We start from the raw sequence: 21,244 nt of genomic DNA, 5'->3' as shown, positions 1-21,244 counted from the left end.
TTTTCTCATACCGTGCATACACACCGGCAGATTTTATACAACGCTGCCCTTGCTGATAAAGACCGGGTAGGACTGGAAGCCCATCAGGGACCGGTCGTTCTTGATGACAACGTCCTTATCGATGACGACATAATTCAGCTTACAGTTCGGGCCGATTACACTGTCCTGCATGATAACACAGTTTTCCAGCTTGGCGCCCTTATCCACACGCACGCCGCGGAACAGCACACAGTTTTCGACGGTGCCCTCAATGATACAGCCATCCGCAATCAACGAGTTGCTCACACTGGAGCCCAGGCCGTATTTGGCGGGCATGTTGTCGCGCACTTTGGTGTAAATTGGCCGGTTGGGGTCGAACAGCTGGGTGCGGACTTTCGGCAGCATCAGCGCCATGTTCGCCTCAAAATAGGAATTCATGGAGCAGATGTTCTGCACAAAGCCGGTGTACTCATAGGCATAGATGCGATAATTCTCAACGTTGCGCTGCAGCAGGTCGCGCTTGAAGTTGTACAGGTTGCGGCTGACACAGTCGTTCACCATTTGAATCAACAGGTCGCGGCGCATCAACAGCATGCTCATGCCAAAATTGCACTCGCCGCTGACCTTTGGACTAATCAGCAGGTCGCGCACACGGCCATCCGGATCGATCGAATAGACCGTGGGATCGTTGATCATCTTCGGCAATTTGCCGTAACGGTATACAATGGTAATATCCGCACCGTTTTTGAGGTGCGCCGTCATGACTTCGCTGTAGTCGATGTTACAGATGACGTCGCAGTCGCTCAGAATTACATATTCCTCCTGAGAATTGTTCAGGAAGCGCATAACGGAGGCCAACGACTCGATCCGGCTGTTGTAGACGGTGGACTCATGGCCAAAGGGCGGCAGCATGAACAGGCCCGCGCTCTTGCGGGAGAGGTCCCATGCTTTACCGGAGCCAAGGTGATCCATCAGGGACTGATAGTTGCCCTTGGTAATGACACCGACCTTGTTGATGCCGGAGTTTACCAGATTGGAAAGCGGAAAATCGATCAGACGGTACCGGCCGCCGAACGGCACGGAACCCATGGTGCGTTTCTCCGTCAGCTCACGAATTTTTTCCTCATGGACGTTGGAAAACAAAAGTCCCAGTATGTTGTTTCCGCGCATCATTTTGTCCCCTCCTCTGCAAGCGTTTCCGCATCAATCATCGCCTTGGGGGGCACGGTGGTTCCCGGCGCAATCACACAGCCGTTACCAACGACCGCAACGCCCCATTCGTCCTTATTCTCAATATCTTCCGGCCGCGCGCCAACCACGCTGCCCTTGCCGATCACCGCATCTTCCGCAATGATCGCGTATTGTACAATTGCATTTTCCTCAATGCGTGCGCCCGGCATGATGATGGAATCTTTCACCTGCGCGCCGGGGGCGATATACACGCCGGCAAACAGCACGGCAAAATCAATCTCACCGTAGACGTTGCAGCCCTCCGCAACAAGGGAGTTCTGCACCTTGGCGTCTTTTGCCACATAATGCGGCGGCATGACCGGATTGCGGGAATAGATTTTCCAGCTCTCCTCGCTCAGGTCGAGATCCACATTCGGGTTGAGCAGGTCCATATTGGATTCCCACAGGCTCTCAATGGTGCCGACGTCCTTCCAGTACCCCTGGAAAGGATAGGCAAACATGCGCTCGCCGGCATTCAGCATGGCGGGAAGCACATCCTTGCCGAAGTCGTTTGAGGACTTGGAATTGGCCTCGTCCGCCTCCAAGTACTTGCGCAGCTTGCTCCAGGTGAACACATAGATGCCCATCGAAGCTTTGTTGCTCTTCGGAACCTTCGGCTTCTCATCAAACTGATAGATGGAACCGTCTTCGTTGGTATTCAGGATGCCGAAGCGGGAGGCTTCCTCCATGGGAACCTCGATGACCGCGATGGTACAGGCCGCATCGTTTTCCTTATGGAATGCCACCATCTTGGAATAGTCCATCTTGTAGATATGGTCACCCGAAAGCACCACGACATATTCGGGATTGTAACGCTCGATAAAGTTGATGTTCTGATAGATGGCGTTGGCCGTGCCCTTGTACCAGTCGGACTTTCTGCTGCGCTGGTACGGCGGAAGCACCCGCACGCCGGCATTCATGCTGTCCAAGTCCCACGGCTGGCCGCTGCCGATGTATTCGTTGAGCAGGAGGGGCTGATACTGTGTAAGAACTCCCACACTTTCGATACCGGAGTTTACACAGTTTGAAAGCGGGAAATCGATAATCCTATATTTTCCTCCGTACGGCACTGCCGGCTTTGCCAGGTTTTTGGTCAGCACACCGAGTCTGCTGCCCTGTCCACCCGCAAGGAGCATCGCTACGACTTCTTGTTTTGGCAACATGTTAATTCCTCCTTGGCTTAAAATATTTTCTATTTGTTTTCAAGCGTCCGCTGAAGTACGACTTATCCCTCTTCCGTCTCCGTTTTCTTTTTACGGGTCCGGGTGGTTTTCGGCTTTGGTGCTGTTTCCCCTGTTTTGGCTGTTGTGCTCTTCCGGGTGGAAGTGCTCTTGCTCCTTGGCTTTGCCGCCGCCTTTTTCGTCGTTTCTCCCGCAGCCGCGGTTGCTTTTCTGGTGCGTTTTACTTTCTTGCGCTTACATTTGAGATAGATGACGGACATGGGTGCGAGGTGCAGGCTAATGCTCTGTTCGCAGCCGTGCATCGGCTCCTTGTCCCGCGTTTTAATGCTGTCCCCATTTGTGATGCCGCTGCCGCCGAACGCAGCCGCGTCGGTGGAAAACACCTCCGCGTAAACGCCCGCATATGGCACGCCGATACAGTAGGCATCCCGCTCGACCGGCAGGAAATTACAGACCGCGATGACTTCGCCGCCTTCCTTGTCGATACGGCGGAACGCAATGACGCTCTGGTTATAGTCGTCGTTGGAAATCCACGAGAAACCGTCCCAAGCAAAATCCACTTCCCAAAGGGGCGGGTTTTCCAGATAAAATTGGTTGAGCGCCTTGGTAAACTCCCACGCCTGCTTGTGATGCTCGTCGGAGAGGCAAGCCCAGTCCAAACCCTTTTCGAAATTCCATTCCAGATCCTGTGCGAACTCGTTGCCCATAAAATTCAGCTTTTTGCCCGGATGCGCCATCATATAGCACATAAAGGTCCGGAATCCGGCGTACTGCTGTTCCAGCTCCCCAGGCATCTTTTTCAAAAGAGAACATTTGCCGTGCACCACCTCGTCATGCGAGATCGGCAGGACAAAATTCTCTGAGAAAGCATAAAAGAAGGAAAACGTGATATTATCGTGATTAAACTTGCGGTAGATCGGGTCCAGAGACATGTAGTGCAGCATGTCGTTCATCCAGCCCATATTCCACTTGTAGTTGAAGCCAAGGCCGCCGCAGTAAACCGGTTTGCTGACCATCGGCCAGGAGGTGGATTCCTCCGCGATCATCATGACCTCAGGGAACAGTTCAAAGATGGACTCGTTCATTTTTTGCAGGAACGCGACCGCCTCCAGGTTCTCCTTGCCGCCGTTCTTATTGGGAACCCACTCGCCGTCTTTGCGGCTGTAGTCCAGATAAAGCATGGACGCGACGGCGTCCACACGGATCCCGTCGATGTGGTACTTTTCCAGCCAGAACACGGCGCTGGAAATCAGGAAGCTGACCACCTCGTTGCGGCCGTAGTCGAACACCAGCGTGCCCCAGTCCTTGTGCTCCCCCTTGCGCCAGTCGGCGTATTCGTAGCAGGCTGTGCCGTCAAACTGTGCCAGTCCCACTTCATCTTTGGGGAAATGCGCCGGGACCCAGTCCATGATGACGCCGATTCCCGCTTCGTGCAGCTGGTCCACAAATTTCATAAAATCCTTCGGCTCGCCGTAGCGGGAGGTCGGCGCAAAGTAGCCCGTCACCTGATAGCCCCAGGAGCCGTCAAACGGGTACTCCGTGATCGGCATCAGCTCCACATGCGTGTAGCCCATTTCTTTGATATAGGGGATCAACTCTTCCGCAACCTTTTCATACGAAAAGACGTTTCCATCCTCATAGAGCCGCCAAGAGCCCAGCTGCAATTCATAGATATTGACCGGCTGGCTGTAATGCGGCTTCTCCTTCTTGTGCTGGAACCAGGCCGCATCGTTCCATGCGTAGCCTTCGATATCGTAATAGCGGGACGCGTTACCGGGACGCGTCTCAAAATGATACGCGTACGGATCGCTTTTCATAACCTTTTTTCCGGTTTTTCCGGTAATACTGAATTTATAGATTTCAAACTCAGGGAGAGCAAACGGCAGGTAACATTCCCAAACGCCGTCGCTGATTTTTTTCAGCGGATGCTTTGTCTCATCCCAATCGTTAAAAGGACCTACAATGGAAACTGCCTGTGCGTTCGGCGCCCATACGCGGCACGCCATCGCCTCTTTTCCATCTACTTCCGTTTTATGCACGCCCATGAACTCATAGGCCTTTATATTGGTCCCCTGATGGAACAGGTAAAGCGGGAAATTATTTTCTTCCGTTTTATTGACATTCGGCATTGAAACCAGCTCCCCTTCAGACATCTTTTTTCTTAGATTTATCATACCACAAATTGACAGAATAGCAAGCCTTTTTGGTTGTTTAATTGGATTTTCTATGGATATACATAAAATATTTTGGTCACTTTGTTACAAAGCGACTAAGTTTTCCGATCCAATGTACGCTATTTCCAAAGGAAATTATAGCACAGGGCCCGTGTCGCAATTTGTAAACAAGCCCTACAGGAAGCCGGACATTGAAAATCACCTGTGGAAATTCTTCTATTCCCCATTTTACAGGAAAAGGCAGTCCCATCTTCCTTGTTATGGAAAACGGGACCGCCTTTTCAATTTATAAGGAATCCAATAGATTATCAAAGTCTTTTTTTACATTGTACACACACCGGTCTTTGATTCGGTGCAGAAACGCCATTGCGTGGTCGAACTGCTGGCAATACCAGTACGAAACCGTTGGAACTGACGGATACAGCTCGGACTTCGCCAAATCTTTCCATTCCATATCTACCAATGCATAACGGTTAAAATAATCGACAAATCGATTAAAGGCCTTGTCATAGTCTTCTGGTATCGTCGGATGAAATCCATTCAGCTTGCTGATCATCGCAAGCAGATTGATATACATCCCACTTTTTGTATATTGTCCGCTTCTTATCAGGAAAGCAATAGAAAGAGTACCGTCCCTTTCCTGATCCTCAGACGCACTGTCCACTGTAATTCCTTCAAAAAAGTAAGATAAAAGCCACTCATAGGAACGGTCGTTCGCTTCAAATTTTCTGGCAAGCTGGTCCAACAGCGGTAAGAATACGTTCCGTTCGCATCGTTCCGCCTGCATATCGTGCAGCATAAACAGGAAATTTTCTTCCCGGATCCGGTAGCTGTTATCGCGCACCCACCTTTGCAGCAGCCTCCCCTGTGTTTCATCGGAAAGGCTGGTCGTATACACCGCCGCAAAATATTCCTGGAACGACCGGTGGGAAAAGCGCAGATTGACCCCATCTTCAATCAGCATACAGACCGAATGCGTCAGGTCGTAGATGAAATTTTGCACATCCATACCGTCCACGCCCAATTTCGCACGGGTTTCGTTGAGAAACGCGTGCAGCTGCGCCTCCGTAAATTCATAGACTCCTTTAAAATACGTTTTAAAGCAAAAATGTGCAAAAACATTTTTAAACTCATTATAGGGCAATCGACTCCGGATGTCCCGCACAAACGCGCCTTTGGTCGCGTCGTGGCTGTTAAAGAGGGTCAGAAACGCCTGCTCATAAAAATCGTTCAGCCGGTCCGGAATAGAAGCGTGCTCCTCATAGGTCAACAGCATAATTGTCAGCAGCAGCGGATTGGAAGCAAAGGACTCGTGCTCGTCGTACAGAGAGCGTTCCAAATCCCGGAGGAATTTTTGTTTGACCTCCTCGTCGTACTGCAACTTGCGAATCAGTGACAACGCCTGTTCTTTCGTCAGATTTTCCGCCTCCAATTCCAAAAAGCTGTTCCAGCCGATAAATTCGCGCATGGGGCGGGAGGAAATGATGAAGTAGTTATCCGGGTACCGGTCGGAAAGCGCAACCAACGCCTTGGCCAGAGCCTCCATCTTTTCCTGTTTGATCTCGTCATACCCATCAAACAGGAACACATAACACCCAGCCTCCAGGCTGTAATCAAAATATTTTTTCTCCATCTGAAAGCCCAATAAACACATATTGCGATAGATGCACTCATCCAGCTGCATATCCTGCTCATTGATGGAACGCAATTCTACAAAAATCGGAATCAGATTGGTGTTTTGAATCGCATCCAGAAAAAAATGCTTCAGCATAGTGGTCTTTCCGATGCCGCCCGTCCCACTGATAATGATATTATGTCCCAGATTCAAAATATTCATGATCTGCCGGGTTGAAATCTCTTTCCCACCCATGCACACGCCAACGCACTCGTAAAAATCATACAGATATTTGGATTCCTTGCGGTACAGCAGTGTCTTCATCTTACTGCACTTTTCAAACGCCTGCTGCAAATACTGCACAAAGGCGTCCCGATAATCGATCTCCGATTTCGCCGCGCTGTCCTTCCATTTCTCTCGAACTGTTTCACAAATTTTCTTTGCGCAGACCTGTACCAGCTTGGAAATAGAATCCGACGCTATTTGATTGATATCGACCAGTTGTGTAAAGCCTGTACCGCTGTCCGCCATCGCCTGTTTCCACCCTTCCTCCGCATTTTCTTTCATTATCCTACATCAGAAAGAGCGCTGTCAAGGCAAAAGAAATAAAAAAGCGTCCCTGCCCTCCGCATTCGCGGAGAACAGGGACGCCATACAATTTCAGTGAAAGAATGGCTTACAAGCCGTTTCAGCAAACGCTGAAATTAGGCGTTGTCCACCTTGACCATGTGCTTGATGAGGTCGAGGACCTTGTTGCTATAACCCCACTCATTGTCGTACCAGGAAACCAGCTTGACAAAGTGGTCGTTCAGCATGATGCCGGCCTTCTCATCAAAGATGGAAGTGTGCGGATCGCCCAGGAAGTCAGAGGAAACGACAGCCTCATCGGTGTAACCGAGGATGCCCTTCAGCTCGCCTTCGGAAGCTTCCTTCACAGCCTTGCAGATCTCTTCGTAAGTGGTCGGAGTGGCCAGGCTCACGGTGAGGTCAACAACAGAAACGTCCAGGGTCGGAACACGCATGGACATACCGGTCAGCTTGCCCTTAACGGACGGGATAACCAGTGCGCAAGCCTTCGCAGCGCCTGTGGAGGACGGAATGATGTTGCCAGCCGCCGCACGGCCGCCGCGCCAGTCCTTCATGGAAGGTCCGTCAACAGTCTTCTGGGTAGCAGTTGTGGAGTGAACGGTGGTCATGAGGCCTTCCACAATGCCAAACTTGTCGTTTATAACCTTGGTCAGAGGAGCCAGGCAGTTGGTGGTGCAGGACGCGTTGGAAACAACGGTCATGTCCTTGGTGTAGGTGTCGAGGTTTACGCCGCATACGAATGTGGGCGTTTCCTTATCCTTTGCAGGAGCGGAGATAACAACCTTCTTTGCGCCGGCCTTGATGTGAGCGGAAGCCTTCTCGGTGGTGCAGAACACGCCGGTGGACTCCACAACATACTCAGCCTCAACATTGCCCCACGGAATATTGGCAGGATCCTTTTCCGCAAAGACGCTGATCGCCTTGCCATTGACAACGAGCTTGCCGTCTTCCGCCTTGACGCAGCCGTCAAAACGACCGTGCATGGTATCGTATTTGGTCATATAAACCATGTAGTCGAGATCGATGAACGGATCGTTGATGCCAACAATCTCAAAGGTTTCCGGCTGTGCAACAGCAGCGCGGAAGACCAGGCGGCCAATGCGGCCGAAGCCATTGATGCCAATTTTAATAGACATAGAACTTGTACCTCCTGAAATTTATAATTAGTCTGTCCTACTTATTATTCTAAAGCATTTGCCCAGAGAATACAATACTTTGACATAAATTTAACTTACATTTTTTCAAATAATTTTCCTGTTTCCGGCTTATTCTTCCTCTTTCAGGGTTTCCGCCGCGGCAGAAAGGCTCCACTCCCCCTGCGGGAGATGGCGCGCGGCCAACAGAAAGGCAACCATATACCCCGCCATTGCCAGATTGACCAGGTGCATGCTGTTCGTCAGTAAGCCGGGAACGGTCCTGCCCATCACCGCCATCAGCAGCGTCGGCACGGACGTGACCAGAGAAAGCAGGATTGCCGGCAGGCCCATCCCATAGAGCAGGCGGCCGCTTTTCCAGCCCTCTATTCCGGCAAACAGCTTGGACTGCGCAAACAGGAACAACAGAAGCAGAACCATGGAGAACATATCGTAGACGTTCTCTGAAACGTTGACCACTGCCGTGTAGGAGATGAACAGGTAAATCAGGCTGACACATCCCCAGAGTGAGGGAAGCAGCGCAACCAGCGGATGTTTCCCCATCGGATTGCCGCCGGTTCCAAAACCGTAGGCAGTCAACAGCAGGGAAATTGCCGCCGCGATCCCGACCACCGCCAGAAAAATCCCCACTACATAGATCGGCATGATATTTTTTTCCTCATTGGCAGCCTCTGCGAGCCGCTGATTATTTGCAAAGATACTTTGAATGGAGTCAAACAGAATCAACACGCCCGTCAAGCCGGAAAGAATCGCGCACGGCGCGCTCTGCAGCGGCGCGTAGCGCACAGGCGTATCCTTGCTCTTCGCGCTGATGATCAGGCATGCCACGAACGCTGCCAGCATCACGGCTACCAATACGACGGTTGAAACGGTGCCGCCATTTAAAAACCCGGTATCCTCGTCCAAAAGCGCAAGCAGTTGGTACAGACGCACGGGCAACGCAACCGCCAGGGCGGCGCAGAAAACAATCCAGGCGTGTTTGATTGACATGATCGGACTTCCCCTTCTTATATAAAATCGTTGGTTGGCATTCATTTTCAAAACGAACTGCTATTCATTGTACACAATCGGACTTTGTTTAATTTTCTTATATAATATATTCATAAGAATATTCCAACGAAAAAGCGGCTCCCCGTGCCGCATGCGCACAGGAAGCCGCTGGTATGTCCAAGAGCGCGCTCAGCCCCGTCTCTCAATCGGCATATAAGGCCGGTTCTGCGCCAGCGAACGGTAGGCTGGACGCATGATGCGCCCGCAGGTTTCCATTTCTTCTATGCGGTGCGCACACCAGCCCGCAATACGGGACACCGCGAACATCGGCGTATACAGGTCGCTGGGAATCCCCAGCATCTCATAGACAAGGCCGGAGTAAAAATCGACATTGGCGGAAATCACCTTTGTATCGTTCTTTACTTTGGCAAAGACGTCGGGCGCCAGCTTTTCCACACGCTCAAACAGCTCGAATTTACGGAGCAGGCCACGCTTTTCCGCCATTTCACGGGCATTTTTCTTTAAAATAACCGCGCGCGGGTCAGAAAGCGTATACACCGCGTGCCCCATGCCATAGATCAGGCCGGAGCGGTCGCCAACCTCTTTGCGAACGATCTTTTGCAAATAGCTTTCCACCTCGTCCTCGTTCTCCCAGTTCTCCACATGCTCCATTAAGTCGTCCATCATCATCATGACGCGGTGGTTCGCGCCGCCATGGCGGGGTCCCTTTAAAGAGCCGATTGCCGCGGAGATTGAAGAATAAATATCCGTGCCCGTGGAGGACAGCACGCGCGCCGTAAAGGTGGAATTGTTGCCGCCGCCGTGTTCCGCGTGCAGAATCAGGCAGATATCCAGCAGCTTGGCCTCTTCATCTGTAAAGACACGATCCGGACGAATGGCATTGAGAATCGCCTCCGCGGTGGAGTGGTTCGGGTTGAGCGGATGGAAAAACATACTCTCTTTATCGAAGTGCCGGCGTTTTACCTGGTAAGCATAAGTCATAATGGTGGGCAACCGCGCGATCAGCTGGATCGCCTGCCGCATATTGTTTTCCAGGGAAGAGTCATCCGGCTGGTCGTCATAGGAATACAGCGCCAGAACGGAGCGCGCCAGTTTATTCATGATGTTGCGGGAGGGCGCTTTGATGATCATATCTTCCGCAAAATACTCCGGCAGCTCCCGGAAGCTGTTTAAAAGCCCGTTAAAACCGTCGAGCTGGTGCCGGGTCGGCTGCTGGCCGAACAAAAGCAGCCAGACCACCTCTTCAAAGCCGAAGCGGTTCTCTCTGGTACAACCCTCCACAATATCGGAGACGCTGATGCCGCGGTAGGTCAGTTTGCCCTCGTCCGGAATCCGCTCCCCATCGTTGATTAAATAGCCGTGTACATTACAAATGCGCGTCAGGCCCGCCATGACGCCGGTTCCGTCCGGATTGCGCAGGCCGCGTTTGACCTGATACAAATCAAATTTTTCCGGCGGAATCTGGTTATTGGCGCGGAACTCCTCGCACAGCGTTTGGAACCCAATCTGCCGATCCTGCTGCATATCTCCCATATTAACGCACTCTCCGTTTCTCAGCCTGCCGCAGGGCCAATCCGCATTTTTGCGCGCCCTACAGCGACAAATTTAACCATTTCGTTACAGTACCATATATTTTATAGGAACACTGTGCTAAAGTCAATTCCAGATTGGGCAATCTTGGGCTTCTCTATGCAGTGAAAATTGTTGAATATTTCATTTTTATTTCTATTTCAGGCAGTATTGCGCAAATTTTGGAATCCGTATGCATAATTCATGAAAAACGCATGTAAAAATGGAATAGCCCGCCCATGATACTGAACATGCAAACCACGTTTGCGGAGGTGTAAATATGAAAGGTACAACCATCCTGTGTCTGCTCCTGTTCCTCGCCATGCTATTCATTCCCTTTCTATCGGTCGGCGCCGAGCTTTCGGACAAGACGCTCCCCAACGCACCCAAGATAACGGAATCCGCTCCTGCCGTACAGCCGACGGGCGATTCGTTCCGCATCCTGGACGAATCCACCCAGCAGGTCTTAACCGTCAGTGACACCGACTTCCTATACGGCGCCATCGTCACAGAGATGGGGCCCGCCAGCGAACCGGAGGCCCTGAAGGCGCAGGCTGTCGCCGCCTATACTTACTACAGCCGCCTGCGGAAACAGGCGCAGGAGAAGAACACCGCTTCCGATTTTACCGCCGACCCGCAAAACTGGAAGGTCTATGTAACCAGGGAACAGATGCAGCAGCGCTGGGGCGATCAATTTCAGGGCTATTACGATAAGCTCACCACTGTTGTCAACGACGTTGCGGGTAAAGTCCTGGAAAACGACGGCGAGCTGATCGATGCGACCTATTTTGCGATTTCCTCCGGCAAGACGGAAAGCTCAGAGGATGTCTGGGGTGGAAAACTCGATTACCTGGTTCCGGTCGCCAGCCCCGGCGACATGTTGGCAAACGGATATCAGACCACCGTCACCCTTTCTGCAGAAGAGTTCAAAACCGCCGTTCTGAAGGTATTGCCAAAGGCAGACCTCTCTGGTGATCCCTATTCCTGGGTGGGCAATGCACAGCGCACCAATTCCGGCACGGTGGAAACCATCGCCATCGGCGGGCAGGAGATGAAGGGCGACGCGGCCCGCTCTGCCTTTGGCCTGCGCTCCGCCAACTTTACCGTGAGCTATCTGGACGGTGTATTCTCCTTCCTGGTCAAGGGATACGGACACGGCGTCGGTATGAGCCAGACGGGCGCGCAGTTTATGGCGGAACACGGTGCAACTTATGAGGAAATTCTCGCCTGGTACTATCCCAATACCACGTTGACCAACTTATAAAGGCTTTTTTCTGCTAATCTGATTGAAAAGCGCTTATTATTTGTATATAACACCATCATTATTACTATTAGTATTATCTCAAGCTTAAAAAACCGTATTGGGAAAATTCCAATACGGTTTTTTAAGCTTGCAACACCCATGTGTCAATTTCAGAAGACAAGACAGGCTACTTCTGCTCATTCCCATCAGCCTGCTGTTCCCCATTTTTTCCAGATAATGATCTTATCATATGTTTTATCAAATCTCTATCTTCGTCGCTCAACAAGCGGTACTGCTTTACAAACCACCTGATTTCTTCGTCAATCATTGCATTTTCATACGGCTGATCACTTGCCCAAAAGTCCAGAGAGGTATCAAAAAAATTTGCCAACTTACGCAATGTAGTTAATTTCATCCCTTCATACCCTTTTTTATACCAACCATCTATTGTCGTATAGGGTATCCCACAGGCTTTTGACAGGGTCCTCTTATTCAGCTTATTTCTGTCCATCAAGAAGTCCAACTTTTCAAGGAAGTCCAAAGTCATTCCCCTCCCATATAAATGAATAGGGCCGTTGCAGTTTGTATTCTGCAACAGCCCCTTTTACATGTTTTTATTATCCGCCCAAATATGCCTTGCGCACCTGCTCATCCTGGCTCAGCGTCTTGGCATCGCCGGACATCGAGATACCGCCGGTTTCCAACACATAGGCGCGGTTAGCGATTTCCAGCGCTTTTTTCGCATTCTGCTCTACCAGGAGCACCGTCACGCCTGACTTGTTGACATCCTGGATGATGTTGAAAATCTCATTGACCAGCAAGGGAGACAAGCCCATGGACGGCTCATCCAGCAAGAGCATTTTCGGGTTTCCCATCAACGCGCGACCGATCGCCAGCATCTGCTGTTCGCCGCCGGAAAGCGTACCGGCAATTTGCTTACGGCGTTCCTTCAAGCGCGGCAAGCGTTCAAATACCGCCTTATAATCGGCCTCCACCGCCGCCTTATCCTTGCGGATACACGCCCCCATCTCCAGATTTTCCTGCACGGTCATCTTGGCAAAAACACGGCGGCCTTCCGGCACCTGTGCCAAACCCAGCCGGATGATCTTATGCGGCTCCGTGGTACGCAGATTGTTACCACAGAAGTCGACTGAACCACTTTTCACCTTGACCAACCCGCTGATTGCATGCAGCGTAGTGGTTTTGCCCGCGCCGTTCGCACCGATCAGCGTAACAATCTCCCCTTCGTTGACTTCAAAGGAAATGCCCTTAATCGCATGGATGGAGCCATAATATACCTCTAAATCCTTTACGGACAGCATTGCCATATTATTCCCCTCCCAGATAGGCCGCAATGACCTTTGGATTGTTGCGAATTTCTTCCGCGCTGCCTTCCGCGATGATTTTGCCGTAGTCCAGCACAAAGATATGCTCGCAGATGCCCATTACAAAGCTCATGTCGTGTTCAATCAGCAAGATGGAGATTTCAAACCGATCCCGGATGAGCTGGATGGTTTCCATCAGTTCCCTGGTTTCCGTCGGGTTCATGCCCGCCGCCGGCTCATCCAACAGCAGTACCTTCGGGTTGGTGGCAAGCGCCCGCGCAATTTCCAATTTTCGCTGTTGGCCGTACGGCAGATTTTTCGCCATATCGTCCGCTTTGCTGTCCAGATGGAATACCTTCAGCAAATCAAGCGCCCGCGCCTCCACCTCTTTTTCCTCGCGGCGGTAAGCCGGTGTACGGAAAATACCGGAGAGCACGGAATACTTCATCTGAAAGTTCATGGCGATCTTGACGTTGTCAATGACAGAAACATCTTTAAACAGCCGGATATTCTGGAAGGTACGGGAAATACCGTTCTGTGTGATCTGATACGTCTTTTTGCCGACAATACTCTTTCCTTCCAGTTCAATAGACCCCTCTGTCGGAACATAGACGTCGGTCAAAAGGTTGAACATGGTCGTTTTACCGGCGCCGTTCGGCCCGATCAGGCCGACAATCTCCCGCTCGCCGATAGAAATCTGCACATCCTCCAACGCGCGCAGGCCGCCAAACGCGATTCCCAAATTTTTTGTCTCAAGTACAGCCACCTGTCACGCCTCCTTTTCCGCATCTGCTTTTTTGTGGGTAAGTCTTTTGAAAATTCTCGCAATAGAGAATTCATACTGTCCCAAAAGGCCTGACGGCTTAAACAGCATGACACAGATTAAAATGATGGAATAGATCAGCATACGGTATTCGGAAAACCCGCGCAGCGCCTCCGGCAGCAGTGTCAGAACCACCGCCGCAATGACGGAACCGGTGATGGAGCCCATGCCGCCCAGAACGACCATGATCAGAATTTCGACAGAATAGTTAAAATTAAACTTGCCGGGGTCCAGCACACCGATGTGATGCGCATACAGGCCGCCTGCCACGCCGGCAAAGAACGCCGCCATGACAAACGCCAGCAACTTGTAATAGGTGGTATTGATGCCCGCCGCCTCTGCCGCAATTTCATCCTCACGAATCGCGATTACCGCACGGCCGTGGCGGGAATGAATGAAGGCAAAAATAATACCAACAGTTAAAATTGCAAGGATAAATACATAAGTAAACGTTGTCAGCAGGGGAATTCCGGACAAACCTGCCGCACCGCCTGTAAACGGCACCGCCAGAATCAGTACACGGATGATTTCACCAAAGCCCAATGTCAGGATTGCCAGATAGTCGCCCTTCAGGCGCAGCGCCGGTACGCCGATGATGACGCCAAACACCACAGCCACCAGGCCGCCCACCAACAAGGCAATCGGAAAGCTGATGATCTGCGGTAAACCGGAATACATGGTGAACAGAGACGCCGCATAGGCGCCCACGCTCATAAAGCCCGCGTGTCCCAGCACCAGCTGTCCCAAAAATCCGGTGGCAAGGTTCAAGCTGACCGCCAGAATGACATTGATACACACCATGGTCAGAATGCCCGAGTAATATGGGTTAATGATATTGGCGGAAATCAGTACGGAAAGAACCACATAAAGGGCCAGCACCAGCACCAGGATGATCACGTTTGGTATCCACTTTTTCGTTTTCATGACGCCGCCCCCTTTATACCTTTTCTCTTGTGTTCTTGCCAAACAAGCCCGCGGGCTTGACCAACAGAACAAGAATCAGGATGCCGAACACAATCGCATCCGTAATCTGCGAACCGCCTGCCGCCGTGGTCAGGCTCTCCGCAACGCCCAGAATATAGCCGCCGAGCATCGCACCCGGAATGCTGCCGATACCGCCCAGCACCGCAGCGACAAACGCCTTCAGGCCCAGCATACCGCCCATGTAGGGGGTAATCTGGTGGAAGGTATTGCAATACAGTACCGCGCCGACAGCCGCCAGCGCGGAGCCGACGCCAAACGTAAAGGCAATGGTGGAGCTCGTGCTGATCCCCATCAGTTTGGCCGCACCCGCATCCTCACTGGTCGCACGCATCGCCTTTCCAATTTTTGTCTTATTCACCAGTAGCTGCAGCGCAATCATCATGACAATTGACGTGCCGATATTCAGCAATGTATTGGAGCTGACCTGCAGCGCTCCCAGTTCCAGCATGCCGTTGGGGAACATCGCCGGCATGGATTTTGCGCTGGAAGAAAACAAAAGCTGCGACAAATTTTGCAGAAAAATGCTGACGCCGATCGCCGTGATCAACAAGGAGATACGCGGCGCGCCTTTCTTCAAAAGCCGGCTGTAAGCCAGTTTTTCAATCAAAACACCCGCAATGCCGCAGAACAAGATAGAAATCAGAACTGCTGCCCAAAGCGGCACGCCCGCCATCACCAAACCGACATACGTTACATATGCGCCCACCATGATGATATCGCCGTGTGCAAAGTTGATCAGCTGCACAATACCATAAACCATACTGTAACCCAGCGCTACAAGGGCGTAAATGCTGCCGATGCCCAAGCCGTTGAGTACCTGCGCCAAAATATCCATGACCGCCCCTCCCTCAGTCTAATAACCGGAAAAGAGGGTGACCTGCATCGCCCTCTTTTCCAATTATACATTCTGTTTTATAAATCCGATTTATTTCTCATAGTATTCAACAAACTGATATGCACCATCCTGAATCTGCGTAATCGCAGCACTCTTGATCGGATTGCGTTTTTCATCGAACACCATGTGGCCAGTGAGGCCGGTGAAGTCAATCTCTGCCAACGCCTTTGTGATTGCCGCAGAATCGGTGGAACCTGCTTCGTTAATGGCCTGCGCCAGCATCATCATTGCATCATAGCCCAAAACGGCAAACTGGCTTGCATCAGTGCCATAAAGTTCTTTATACTTCTTCAGAAATTCCTGCATCTTCGGATCGTCACTCTGTGCGGAATACTGACTGCAAAAATACGCGCCGTTGACCGCGTCCATGTTGCTCACGTCCACCTGACCGGTAACGCCATCCCAGCCGTCCGCACCGAGGAACTGTGCGGTAATTCCCAGCTCTTTCGCCTGTACGGCAATCAGCGCAACATCCTGATAGTATACCGGAAGGAAAATGACATCGGGATTTTTGCTCTTGATATTAGTCAGCTGCGCCTTAAAGTCGACAGTTCCTTTGCTGTAGCCCTCTACCTGTACAACCTCCAGCCCCAGATCTTTTGCAGCAGCCTCAAAGGATTCATATAAGCCCTTGGAATAATCGTCGGAAATATCATAGATGACAGCCGCTGTCTTTTTGCCCAGCTTCTTCGCCGCATAAGACGCCATCAATTCGCCCTGGAACGGATCGATAAAGCAGGCGCGGAAAATGTTTTCTCCGGTCGCGGTGATGTTTTCCGCTGTACCGGAAGCGGTAATCATGGGGATTTTATCTTTGACCGCCTGCTGCGCAACCGCCAGGGTCGGCTTTGATGTGACATCACCGATGATCGCTACGACTTTATCGCTCTGCACCAGTTTATTGTAGGCATTCACCGCTTCCGTCGCATCGCCCTTTTCGTCGTACATAATGTAATGGATGTCCCTGCCAAGTACGCCGCCATTTGCGCCAATGTCGTGAATTGCGATCTGCACACCGTTGTCGACTGCAATACCATAGACCGAAACATCGCCCGTCAAAGGTGCCAGACCGCCGATTTTGATGTCGCCGTCTTCGGAACCGCCGTTGCCTGCTCCACCCTGATCGCCGCCGCAGCCTGTCACCGCAGTCAGCATCATTGCCGCTGCTAAAAACATTGCCAATAAACGCTTTTTCATGTTCTAACCTCCAAAATTTGTTTTGGATCAAACCGTCTGCGGACCGCCCGCATCATATAAAAACAGCCGTATGTCCCGCCATGTCCGCTGATGGGCGCGTCACAATCTGCAGATTTCTGTAAACTGTCAATGATCAGCGGCACAGATATGTCCACACAGCATCCGTTCGATCCATAGGAATCCTTATTATTAAAAATTATACTACGGGCCTATTCAATTTGCAATATGAAAATCGGAATGATGCGCCGATTCCCGACAGAATCGGCGTTCTGCCGCACGCATCGCACCATTGGACAGCAGCCCGCCAAAATTCTTGCATTGTAAGACTGTTTTCCCTTCACTTATTTTGCACTTGCAGCACGTCACTCTGTTAAAATTGAAAGATGAAGAGAAACTCCTTCCACATTTGGCGGAGGAACCGTCGTCGGTCTGTATGTATTCTGCCAATCGCGTCACAGCCCCACACAGCAAAAAGGCGCCCCGCAATATGCAGGGCGCCTTAATTTTATTAAAACCTGTTACAATTATGCCTTTGTGCAGTACATAAAGAACTTGTAGCCAAGCGGGGAATCCCAATAGCCGTTGAGAGTATCTCTCTTCAGGAACGTATCGGCATAGTAGAAGATCGGAGCGCCGGGCATGTTCTCCGCCCAAACGTCTTCTGCCTCATGGAGCAGCGCAAAACGCTTTTCTGCATCCGGTTCTGCCTTTGCCTGGTCGATCAGCTTATCGAAATCAGCGTTTTTCCAATGGCAGTCGTTGTTGCCGTTGTCGCTCTTGAAGATTTCCAGGAAGGTAAGCGGATCATCGTAGTCAGCAATCCAGCCGTCACGGGCAACTTCAAAAGTACCTGCCGGACGGGTTGCCAGGAATACGTTCCACTCCTGCTGTGCAATTTTGCACTCAATGCCGAGGTTTTCTTTCCACATGTTCTGCAGCGCCTCTGCAATACCAAGGTGCAGGGTTGCTGTGTTGGTGGTGTACTCAAAGGTCGGGAAGCCCTGGCCGTCCGGATAACCGGCTTCGGCAAGCAGCTGCTTTGCTTCCGCAACATTTTTCTCATAATCTTCCGGCATAATGGAATAGTAGTCGCCGCCGTTCTCACGGAAGCTCTTATCGTTCTCAGAAACCTTTGCCGCAACGATTGCGGTAGCCGGAATTTCACCCTGTTTGGAAACGGTCTCAACAATATAGTTGCGGTCGATCGCCAAGGACAGCGCTTTTCTGACTCTCGGATCGTCAAACGGCTTCTTCTCCGTCTGGAATGCCAGATAGTAGGTACCGATCTCGTTGATGGTGCCGAATTCCGGACGCTGCTTCAGCGCGTCGATCTCGTCGATCGGAAGCTGGAACACATAGTCAAGCTCGCCGTTGTCATACGCGGCCATCTTCGCATTGTCATCCTCCAGGAGGATAAAGTTGATTGCGCTGTTGGTAACCTTGTCAGCATCATAGTAATGGGGATTCTTCACATAGGTGATGCTTTCCTTGTGTTTCCACTCTTTGAGCATCATCGGGCCATTGCCGATGAAGGTCGCAGCATCCTGCGTCCAACCGTCGTTGCCTTCCACAACGTCCTTGCGAACCGGATAGTAAACCGGGAATGCGAGGAGCTTGTCAAAGTACGGGCAGGGAGCTGCCAGTTTGATCTGCATATTTCTGTCGTCAACCTTGGTGACGCCCAGGGTGGACGGATCCGCTTTACCCTGATAGACATCCGCACCGCCTTCGATCACATCGAACAGGTTTGCATAGTCGGAAGCGGTCTCCGGGGAAGCCGCACGCTGCCAGGAGAAGATAAAGTCGTCAACTGTGACGTCTTTGCCGTCGGACCATTTGATGTCGTCGCGCAGGGTGATGTCCCAGGTGAGGCCGTCTTCACTGACATTCACTTTTTCTGCCTGGCCGAGAACCGATTCATTCTCATTGTTAAACTTGTAGATGCCCTCAAATGCATGGATTGCATAACAGGCGCCGTCCACGGACTTGTTCAATGCCGGATCAAGCGTCTCGGGCTCCGGACCAATACAGGCGTTGATGTCTGCCGCCTCAACCGGCTGGCCGCCGTCTGTGCTGGCATCCGGGTTCTTACTTCCGGTTTCCTCACCGGTAGGAGCTCCGCCGCAGCCGACGAAGGTGGTAGCAAGCATCGCTACTGCCAAGATGGTTGCAAGTATCTTCTTCATTAAGTATCCCTCCATTTTAATTTTGGATAGTTCTATTTTAATCCACTGAAGCGCAGATTAAAACCCTAAGAAGCAAAAGAATTTCACCAAAAAAATAGGTAAAATTTGTCATACCTGTCCAATTCGGTGACACGCTGCATAATGTCCGCCGCCGTAATCCTTAAATTCCGGCACCTCCAGCGCACATTGCTCCGTTGCATAGGGGCAGCGGGTGCGGAAGCGGCAGCCAGACGGCGGATTGACCGGGCTGGGCACGTCGCCCTCCAGAACAATACGCTTTTTCTCGCGGCTGACCTTTGGATCCGGGATCGGGATTGCGGAAAGCAGAGAACGCGTATAGGGATGCAAGGGGTTCTTGTACAGTTCAGCACTTTCTGCCAGCTCCACCAGCTTACCAAGATACATCACACCGATGCGGTTACTGATGTGTTTGACAATCGCCAGGTCATGCGCAATAAACAGATAGGTCAGCCCCAACTCCTGCTGCAAGTCTTCAAACATGTTGACCACCTGCGCCTGAATGGAAACGTCCAATGCGGAAATCGGTTCGTCACAGACAATAAATTCCGGATTGACCGCAAGCGCGCGCGCAATGCCGATTCTCTGCCGCTGGCCGCCGGAGAACTCATGAGGATAGCGGTTTGCATGCTCGGAATTCAGGCCAACACGCTCCAGAAGCGCCATGATCATGTCGTGGCGTTCCTTCTTGCTGCCTGCAAGCTTGTGAATATCAATCGGTTCACCGACGATGTCTCCGACGGTCATACGGGCGTCCAGAGATGCATACGGGTCCTGGAAGACGATCTGCATCTTTTTGCGGTACGGTGCGAAATTAACGTGGGTGATATCCTCACCGCGGTAGATAATCTTGCCATCCGTCGGTTCATAGAGACGCAAAATGGTACGTCCTGTCGTGGTCTTTCCGCAACCGGACTCCCCCACCAGGCCAAAAGTCTCTCCTTCGTCAATATGGAAATTGACGTCGTCCACCGCCTGCACAAAGGTCTTCTGAAACATTTTCCCCTTGACCGGGAAGTATTGTTGGAGGTGTTGCACTTCCAAAAGTTTCTCAGGCATCGTGCTTCCCTCCTTGCGTCTTCTCAAACTCTTCCTTCTGAATCAACCAGCACGCGCTGACGTGGCCTTCGGAAACCTCCGTATACGGCGGCATTTCGCGCAGGCATATCTTCATGCACTTGTCACAGCGGGAGGCAAATGGGCAGCCCGCCGGCAGATTCAACAGGTCAACCGGGGTTCCTTCAATGGGAATCAAACGCTCGTGCGTGTCTTCGTTGATCTTCGGGATCGATTTCAGCAGACCGACGGTGTATTGGTGCTTCGGATTATAGAATATATCGTCCGTTTTACCGATTTCCACAATTTTGCCCGCATACATAACCGCGATGCGGTCGCATACATCCGACACGACGCCCAGATCGTGGGTGATGATGATAATGGACATGTTGATCTTCTTCTTGAGTGCCACCATCAGTTCCAGAATCTGTGCCTGGATCGTTACATCCAACGCGGTGGTCGGTTCGTCCGCGATCAAAAGCTTCGGCTCACAGGCCAATGCCATTGCGATCATGACCCTCTGCCGCATGCCGCCGGAAAACTCATGAGGATATTGCTTCATTCGCTTTTCCGGCTCATTCATGCCAACCAGGCCCAGCAGTTCAATCGCGCGTTCCTCGCATTCCTTTTTTGTCTTATCGGTATGCAGGCGGAGCATCTCCGTCAACTGATTGCCTATGGTATAAACCGGATTCAAAGAGGTCATCGGGTCCTGGAAGATGATACTGATTTCACTGCCACGCATCTTGCGGAATTCCTTCTCTGTCATCTTCTCGACCTCGTGGCCGTTAAAATTGATACTTCCGCCTACAATTTTACCGGGATCGGCAATAATTCCCATCAGGGAATAGGCGGATACGCTTTTGCCGCTACCGGATTCTCCAACAATTCCAAGCACCTCGCCGTGCTCCATGGTATACGTCACACTGGTGACCGCTTTTACCTCGCCGGCTGGTGTAAAAAAGGAAACATGGAGATCTTTTATATCGAGCAATACATCAGAATTTGTATTCATG

Annotated in this window: 17 protein-coding genes; 1 reads left to right on the top strand and 16 read right to left on the bottom strand. The window is 51.4% G+C overall.

Features of this window, described 5'->3' with window-relative positions; genetic code table 11:
* Positions 1-33 precede the first annotated feature (33 nt).
* From glgD to BN2106_RS04065, 7 genes are all read right to left on the bottom strand, one after another.
* Positions 34-1,152, bottom strand: coding sequence for a glucose-1-phosphate adenylyltransferase subunit GlgD (gene glgD / locus BN2106_RS04095; RefSeq protein WP_242846243.1), 1,119 nt, complete (start codon positions 1,150-1,152; stop codon positions 34-36).
* Positions 1,149-2,372, bottom strand: a complete 1,224-nt coding sequence (locus tag BN2106_RS04090; RefSeq protein WP_050697297.1) for a glucose-1-phosphate adenylyltransferase — start codon at positions 2,370-2,372, stop codon at positions 1,149-1,151. Before BN2106_RS04090 ends, glgD begins: the two co-directional genes overlap by 4 nt.
* Positions 2,373-2,434: 62 nt before the next feature.
* Positions 2,435-4,519, bottom strand: coding sequence for a 1,4-alpha-glucan branching protein GlgB (glgB, locus tag BN2106_RS04085; RefSeq protein ID WP_050697296.1), 2,085 nt, complete (start codon positions 4,517-4,519; stop codon positions 2,435-2,437).
* A 331-nt stretch (positions 4,520-4,850) separates the two neighbouring features.
* Complete coding sequence (locus tag BN2106_RS04080) at positions 4,851-6,746, bottom strand: NACHT domain-containing protein (protein ID WP_050697295.1); 1,896 nt, start codon at positions 6,744-6,746, stop codon at positions 4,851-4,853.
* 137 nt (positions 6,747-6,883) lie between these two features.
* Positions 6,884-7,903, bottom strand: coding sequence for a type I glyceraldehyde-3-phosphate dehydrogenase (gene gap / locus BN2106_RS04075; RefSeq protein ID WP_050697294.1), 1,020 nt, complete (start codon positions 7,901-7,903; stop codon positions 6,884-6,886).
* Between the two features lie 129 nt (positions 7,904-8,032).
* On the bottom strand, positions 8,033-8,911 hold the full coding sequence (locus tag BN2106_RS04070) for a hypothetical protein (RefSeq protein WP_050697293.1): 879 nt from the start codon (positions 8,909-8,911) through the stop codon (positions 8,033-8,035).
* A gap of 189 nt (positions 8,912-9,100) precedes the next feature.
* On the bottom strand, positions 9,101-10,465 hold the full coding sequence (locus tag BN2106_RS04065) for a citrate/2-methylcitrate synthase (protein ID WP_050697292.1): 1,365 nt from the start codon (positions 10,463-10,465) through the stop codon (positions 9,101-9,103).
* A 316-nt stretch (positions 10,466-10,781) separates the two neighbouring features.
* Here BN2106_RS04065 and spoIID point away from each other — a divergent pair, with 316 nt between their 5' ends.
* A complete protein-coding gene (spoIID, locus tag BN2106_RS04060; RefSeq protein ID WP_050697291.1) occupies positions 10,782-11,765 on the top strand; it encodes a stage II sporulation protein D in 984 nt (327 codons plus the stop codon).
* 166 nt (positions 11,766-11,931) lie between these two features.
* Here spoIID and BN2106_RS15760 read toward each other — a convergent pair whose 3' ends face one another.
* The 9 genes from BN2106_RS15760 to BN2106_RS04015 form a co-directional block, all read right to left on the bottom strand.
* Positions 11,932-12,285, bottom strand: coding sequence for a helix-turn-helix domain-containing protein (locus BN2106_RS15760; protein WP_082236353.1), 354 nt, complete (start codon positions 12,283-12,285; stop codon positions 11,932-11,934).
* 76 nt (positions 12,286-12,361) lie between these two features.
* A complete protein-coding gene (locus BN2106_RS04050; protein ID WP_050697290.1) occupies positions 12,362-13,072 on the bottom strand; it encodes an ABC transporter ATP-binding protein in 711 nt (236 codons plus the stop codon).
* A gap of 1 nt (position 13,073) precedes the next feature.
* A complete protein-coding gene (locus tag BN2106_RS04045) occupies positions 13,074-13,835 on the bottom strand; it encodes an ABC transporter ATP-binding protein (RefSeq protein WP_050697289.1) in 762 nt (253 codons plus the stop codon).
* 3 nt (positions 13,836-13,838) lie between these two features.
* Positions 13,839-14,816: a branched-chain amino acid ABC transporter permease gene (locus tag BN2106_RS04040; RefSeq protein ID WP_050697288.1), complete on the bottom strand. Its 978-nt coding sequence runs from the start codon at positions 14,814-14,816 to the stop codon at positions 13,839-13,841.
* Positions 14,817-14,829: 13 nt separating this feature from the next.
* The gene (locus BN2106_RS04035; protein ID WP_050697287.1) at positions 14,830-15,711 is read right to left on the bottom strand and encodes a branched-chain amino acid ABC transporter permease; all 882 of its coding nucleotides are present in this window, start codon (positions 15,709-15,711) and stop codon (positions 14,830-14,832) included.
* Between the two features lie 90 nt (positions 15,712-15,801).
* Entirely contained in the window at positions 15,802-16,968 is a 1,167-nt protein-coding gene (locus BN2106_RS04030; protein ID WP_050697286.1) for an ABC transporter substrate-binding protein, read from the bottom strand.
* 524 nt (positions 16,969-17,492) lie between these two features.
* A complete protein-coding gene (locus BN2106_RS04025) occupies positions 17,493-19,154 on the bottom strand; it encodes a peptide ABC transporter substrate-binding protein (protein ID WP_050697285.1) in 1,662 nt (553 codons plus the stop codon).
* A gap of 108 nt (positions 19,155-19,262) precedes the next feature.
* Complete coding sequence (locus BN2106_RS04020) at positions 19,263-20,231, bottom strand: ABC transporter ATP-binding protein (protein WP_050697284.1); 969 nt, start codon at positions 20,229-20,231, stop codon at positions 19,263-19,265.
* Positions 20,224-21,243: an ABC transporter ATP-binding protein gene (locus BN2106_RS04015; RefSeq protein ID WP_050697283.1), complete on the bottom strand. Its 1,020-nt coding sequence runs from the start codon at positions 21,241-21,243 to the stop codon at positions 20,224-20,226. The genes BN2106_RS04020 and BN2106_RS04015 overlap by 8 nt, the downstream gene beginning before the upstream one ends.
* Position 21,244 lies beyond the last annotated feature (1 nt).

Source organism: Anaeromassilibacillus senegalensis (genome assembly GCF_001261775.1).
In the GTDB taxonomy this organism is placed as follows: Bacteria; Bacillota; Clostridia; order Oscillospirales; family Acutalibacteraceae; genus Anaeromassilibacillus; species Anaeromassilibacillus senegalensis.
Note: the sequence above shows the minus strand (reverse complement) of the source record. Positions and strands in the feature narration are given on the sequence as shown.

Bases quoted from the DNA above. Each gene is read 5' to 3' on its own strand.
- glgD (WP_242846243.1), bottom strand. From the start codon at position 1,152: ATGATGCGCGGAAACAACATACTGGGACTTTTGTTTTCCAACGTCCAT.
- BN2106_RS04090 (WP_050697297.1), bottom strand. From the start codon at position 2,372: ATGTTGCCAAAACAAGAAGTCGTAGCGATGCTCCTTGCGGGTGGACAG.
- glgB (WP_050697296.1), bottom strand. From the start codon at position 4,519: ATGCCGAATGTCAATAAAACGGAAGAAAATAATTTCCCGCTTTACCTG.
- BN2106_RS04080 (WP_050697295.1), bottom strand. From the start codon at position 6,746: ATGAAAGAAAATGCGGAGGAAGGGTGGAAACAGGCGATGGCGGACAGC.
- gap (WP_050697294.1), bottom strand. From the start codon at position 7,903: ATGTCTATTAAAATTGGCATCAATGGCTTCGGCCGCATTGGCCGCCTG.
- BN2106_RS04070 (WP_050697293.1), bottom strand. From the start codon at position 8,911: ATGTCAATCAAACACGCCTGGATTGTTTTCTGCGCCGCCCTGGCGGTT.
- BN2106_RS04065 (WP_050697292.1), bottom strand. From the start codon at position 10,465: ATGGGAGATATGCAGCAGGATCGGCAGATTGGGTTCCAAACGCTGTGC.
- spoIID (WP_050697291.1), top strand. From the start codon at position 10,782: ATGAAAGGTACAACCATCCTGTGTCTGCTCCTGTTCCTCGCCATGCTA.
- BN2106_RS04050 (WP_050697290.1), bottom strand. From the start codon at position 13,072: ATGGCAATGCTGTCCGTAAAGGATTTAGAGGTATATTATGGCTCCATC.
- BN2106_RS04040 (WP_050697288.1), bottom strand. From the start codon at position 14,816: ATGAAAACGAAAAAGTGGATACCAAACGTGATCATCCTGGTGCTGGTG.
- BN2106_RS04035 (WP_050697287.1), bottom strand. From the start codon at position 15,711: ATGGATATTTTGGCGCAGGTACTCAACGGCTTGGGCATCGGCAGCATT.
- BN2106_RS04030 (WP_050697286.1), bottom strand. From the start codon at position 16,968: ATGAAAAAGCGTTTATTGGCAATGTTTTTAGCAGCGGCAATGATGCTG.
- BN2106_RS04025 (WP_050697285.1), bottom strand. From the start codon at position 19,154: ATGAAGAAGATACTTGCAACCATCTTGGCAGTAGCGATGCTTGCTACC.
- BN2106_RS04020 (WP_050697284.1), bottom strand. From the start codon at position 20,231: ATGCCTGAGAAACTTTTGGAAGTGCAACACCTCCAACAATACTTCCCG.
- BN2106_RS04015 (WP_050697283.1), bottom strand. From the start codon at position 21,243: ATGAATACAAATTCTGATGTATTGCTCGATATAAAAGATCTCCATGTT.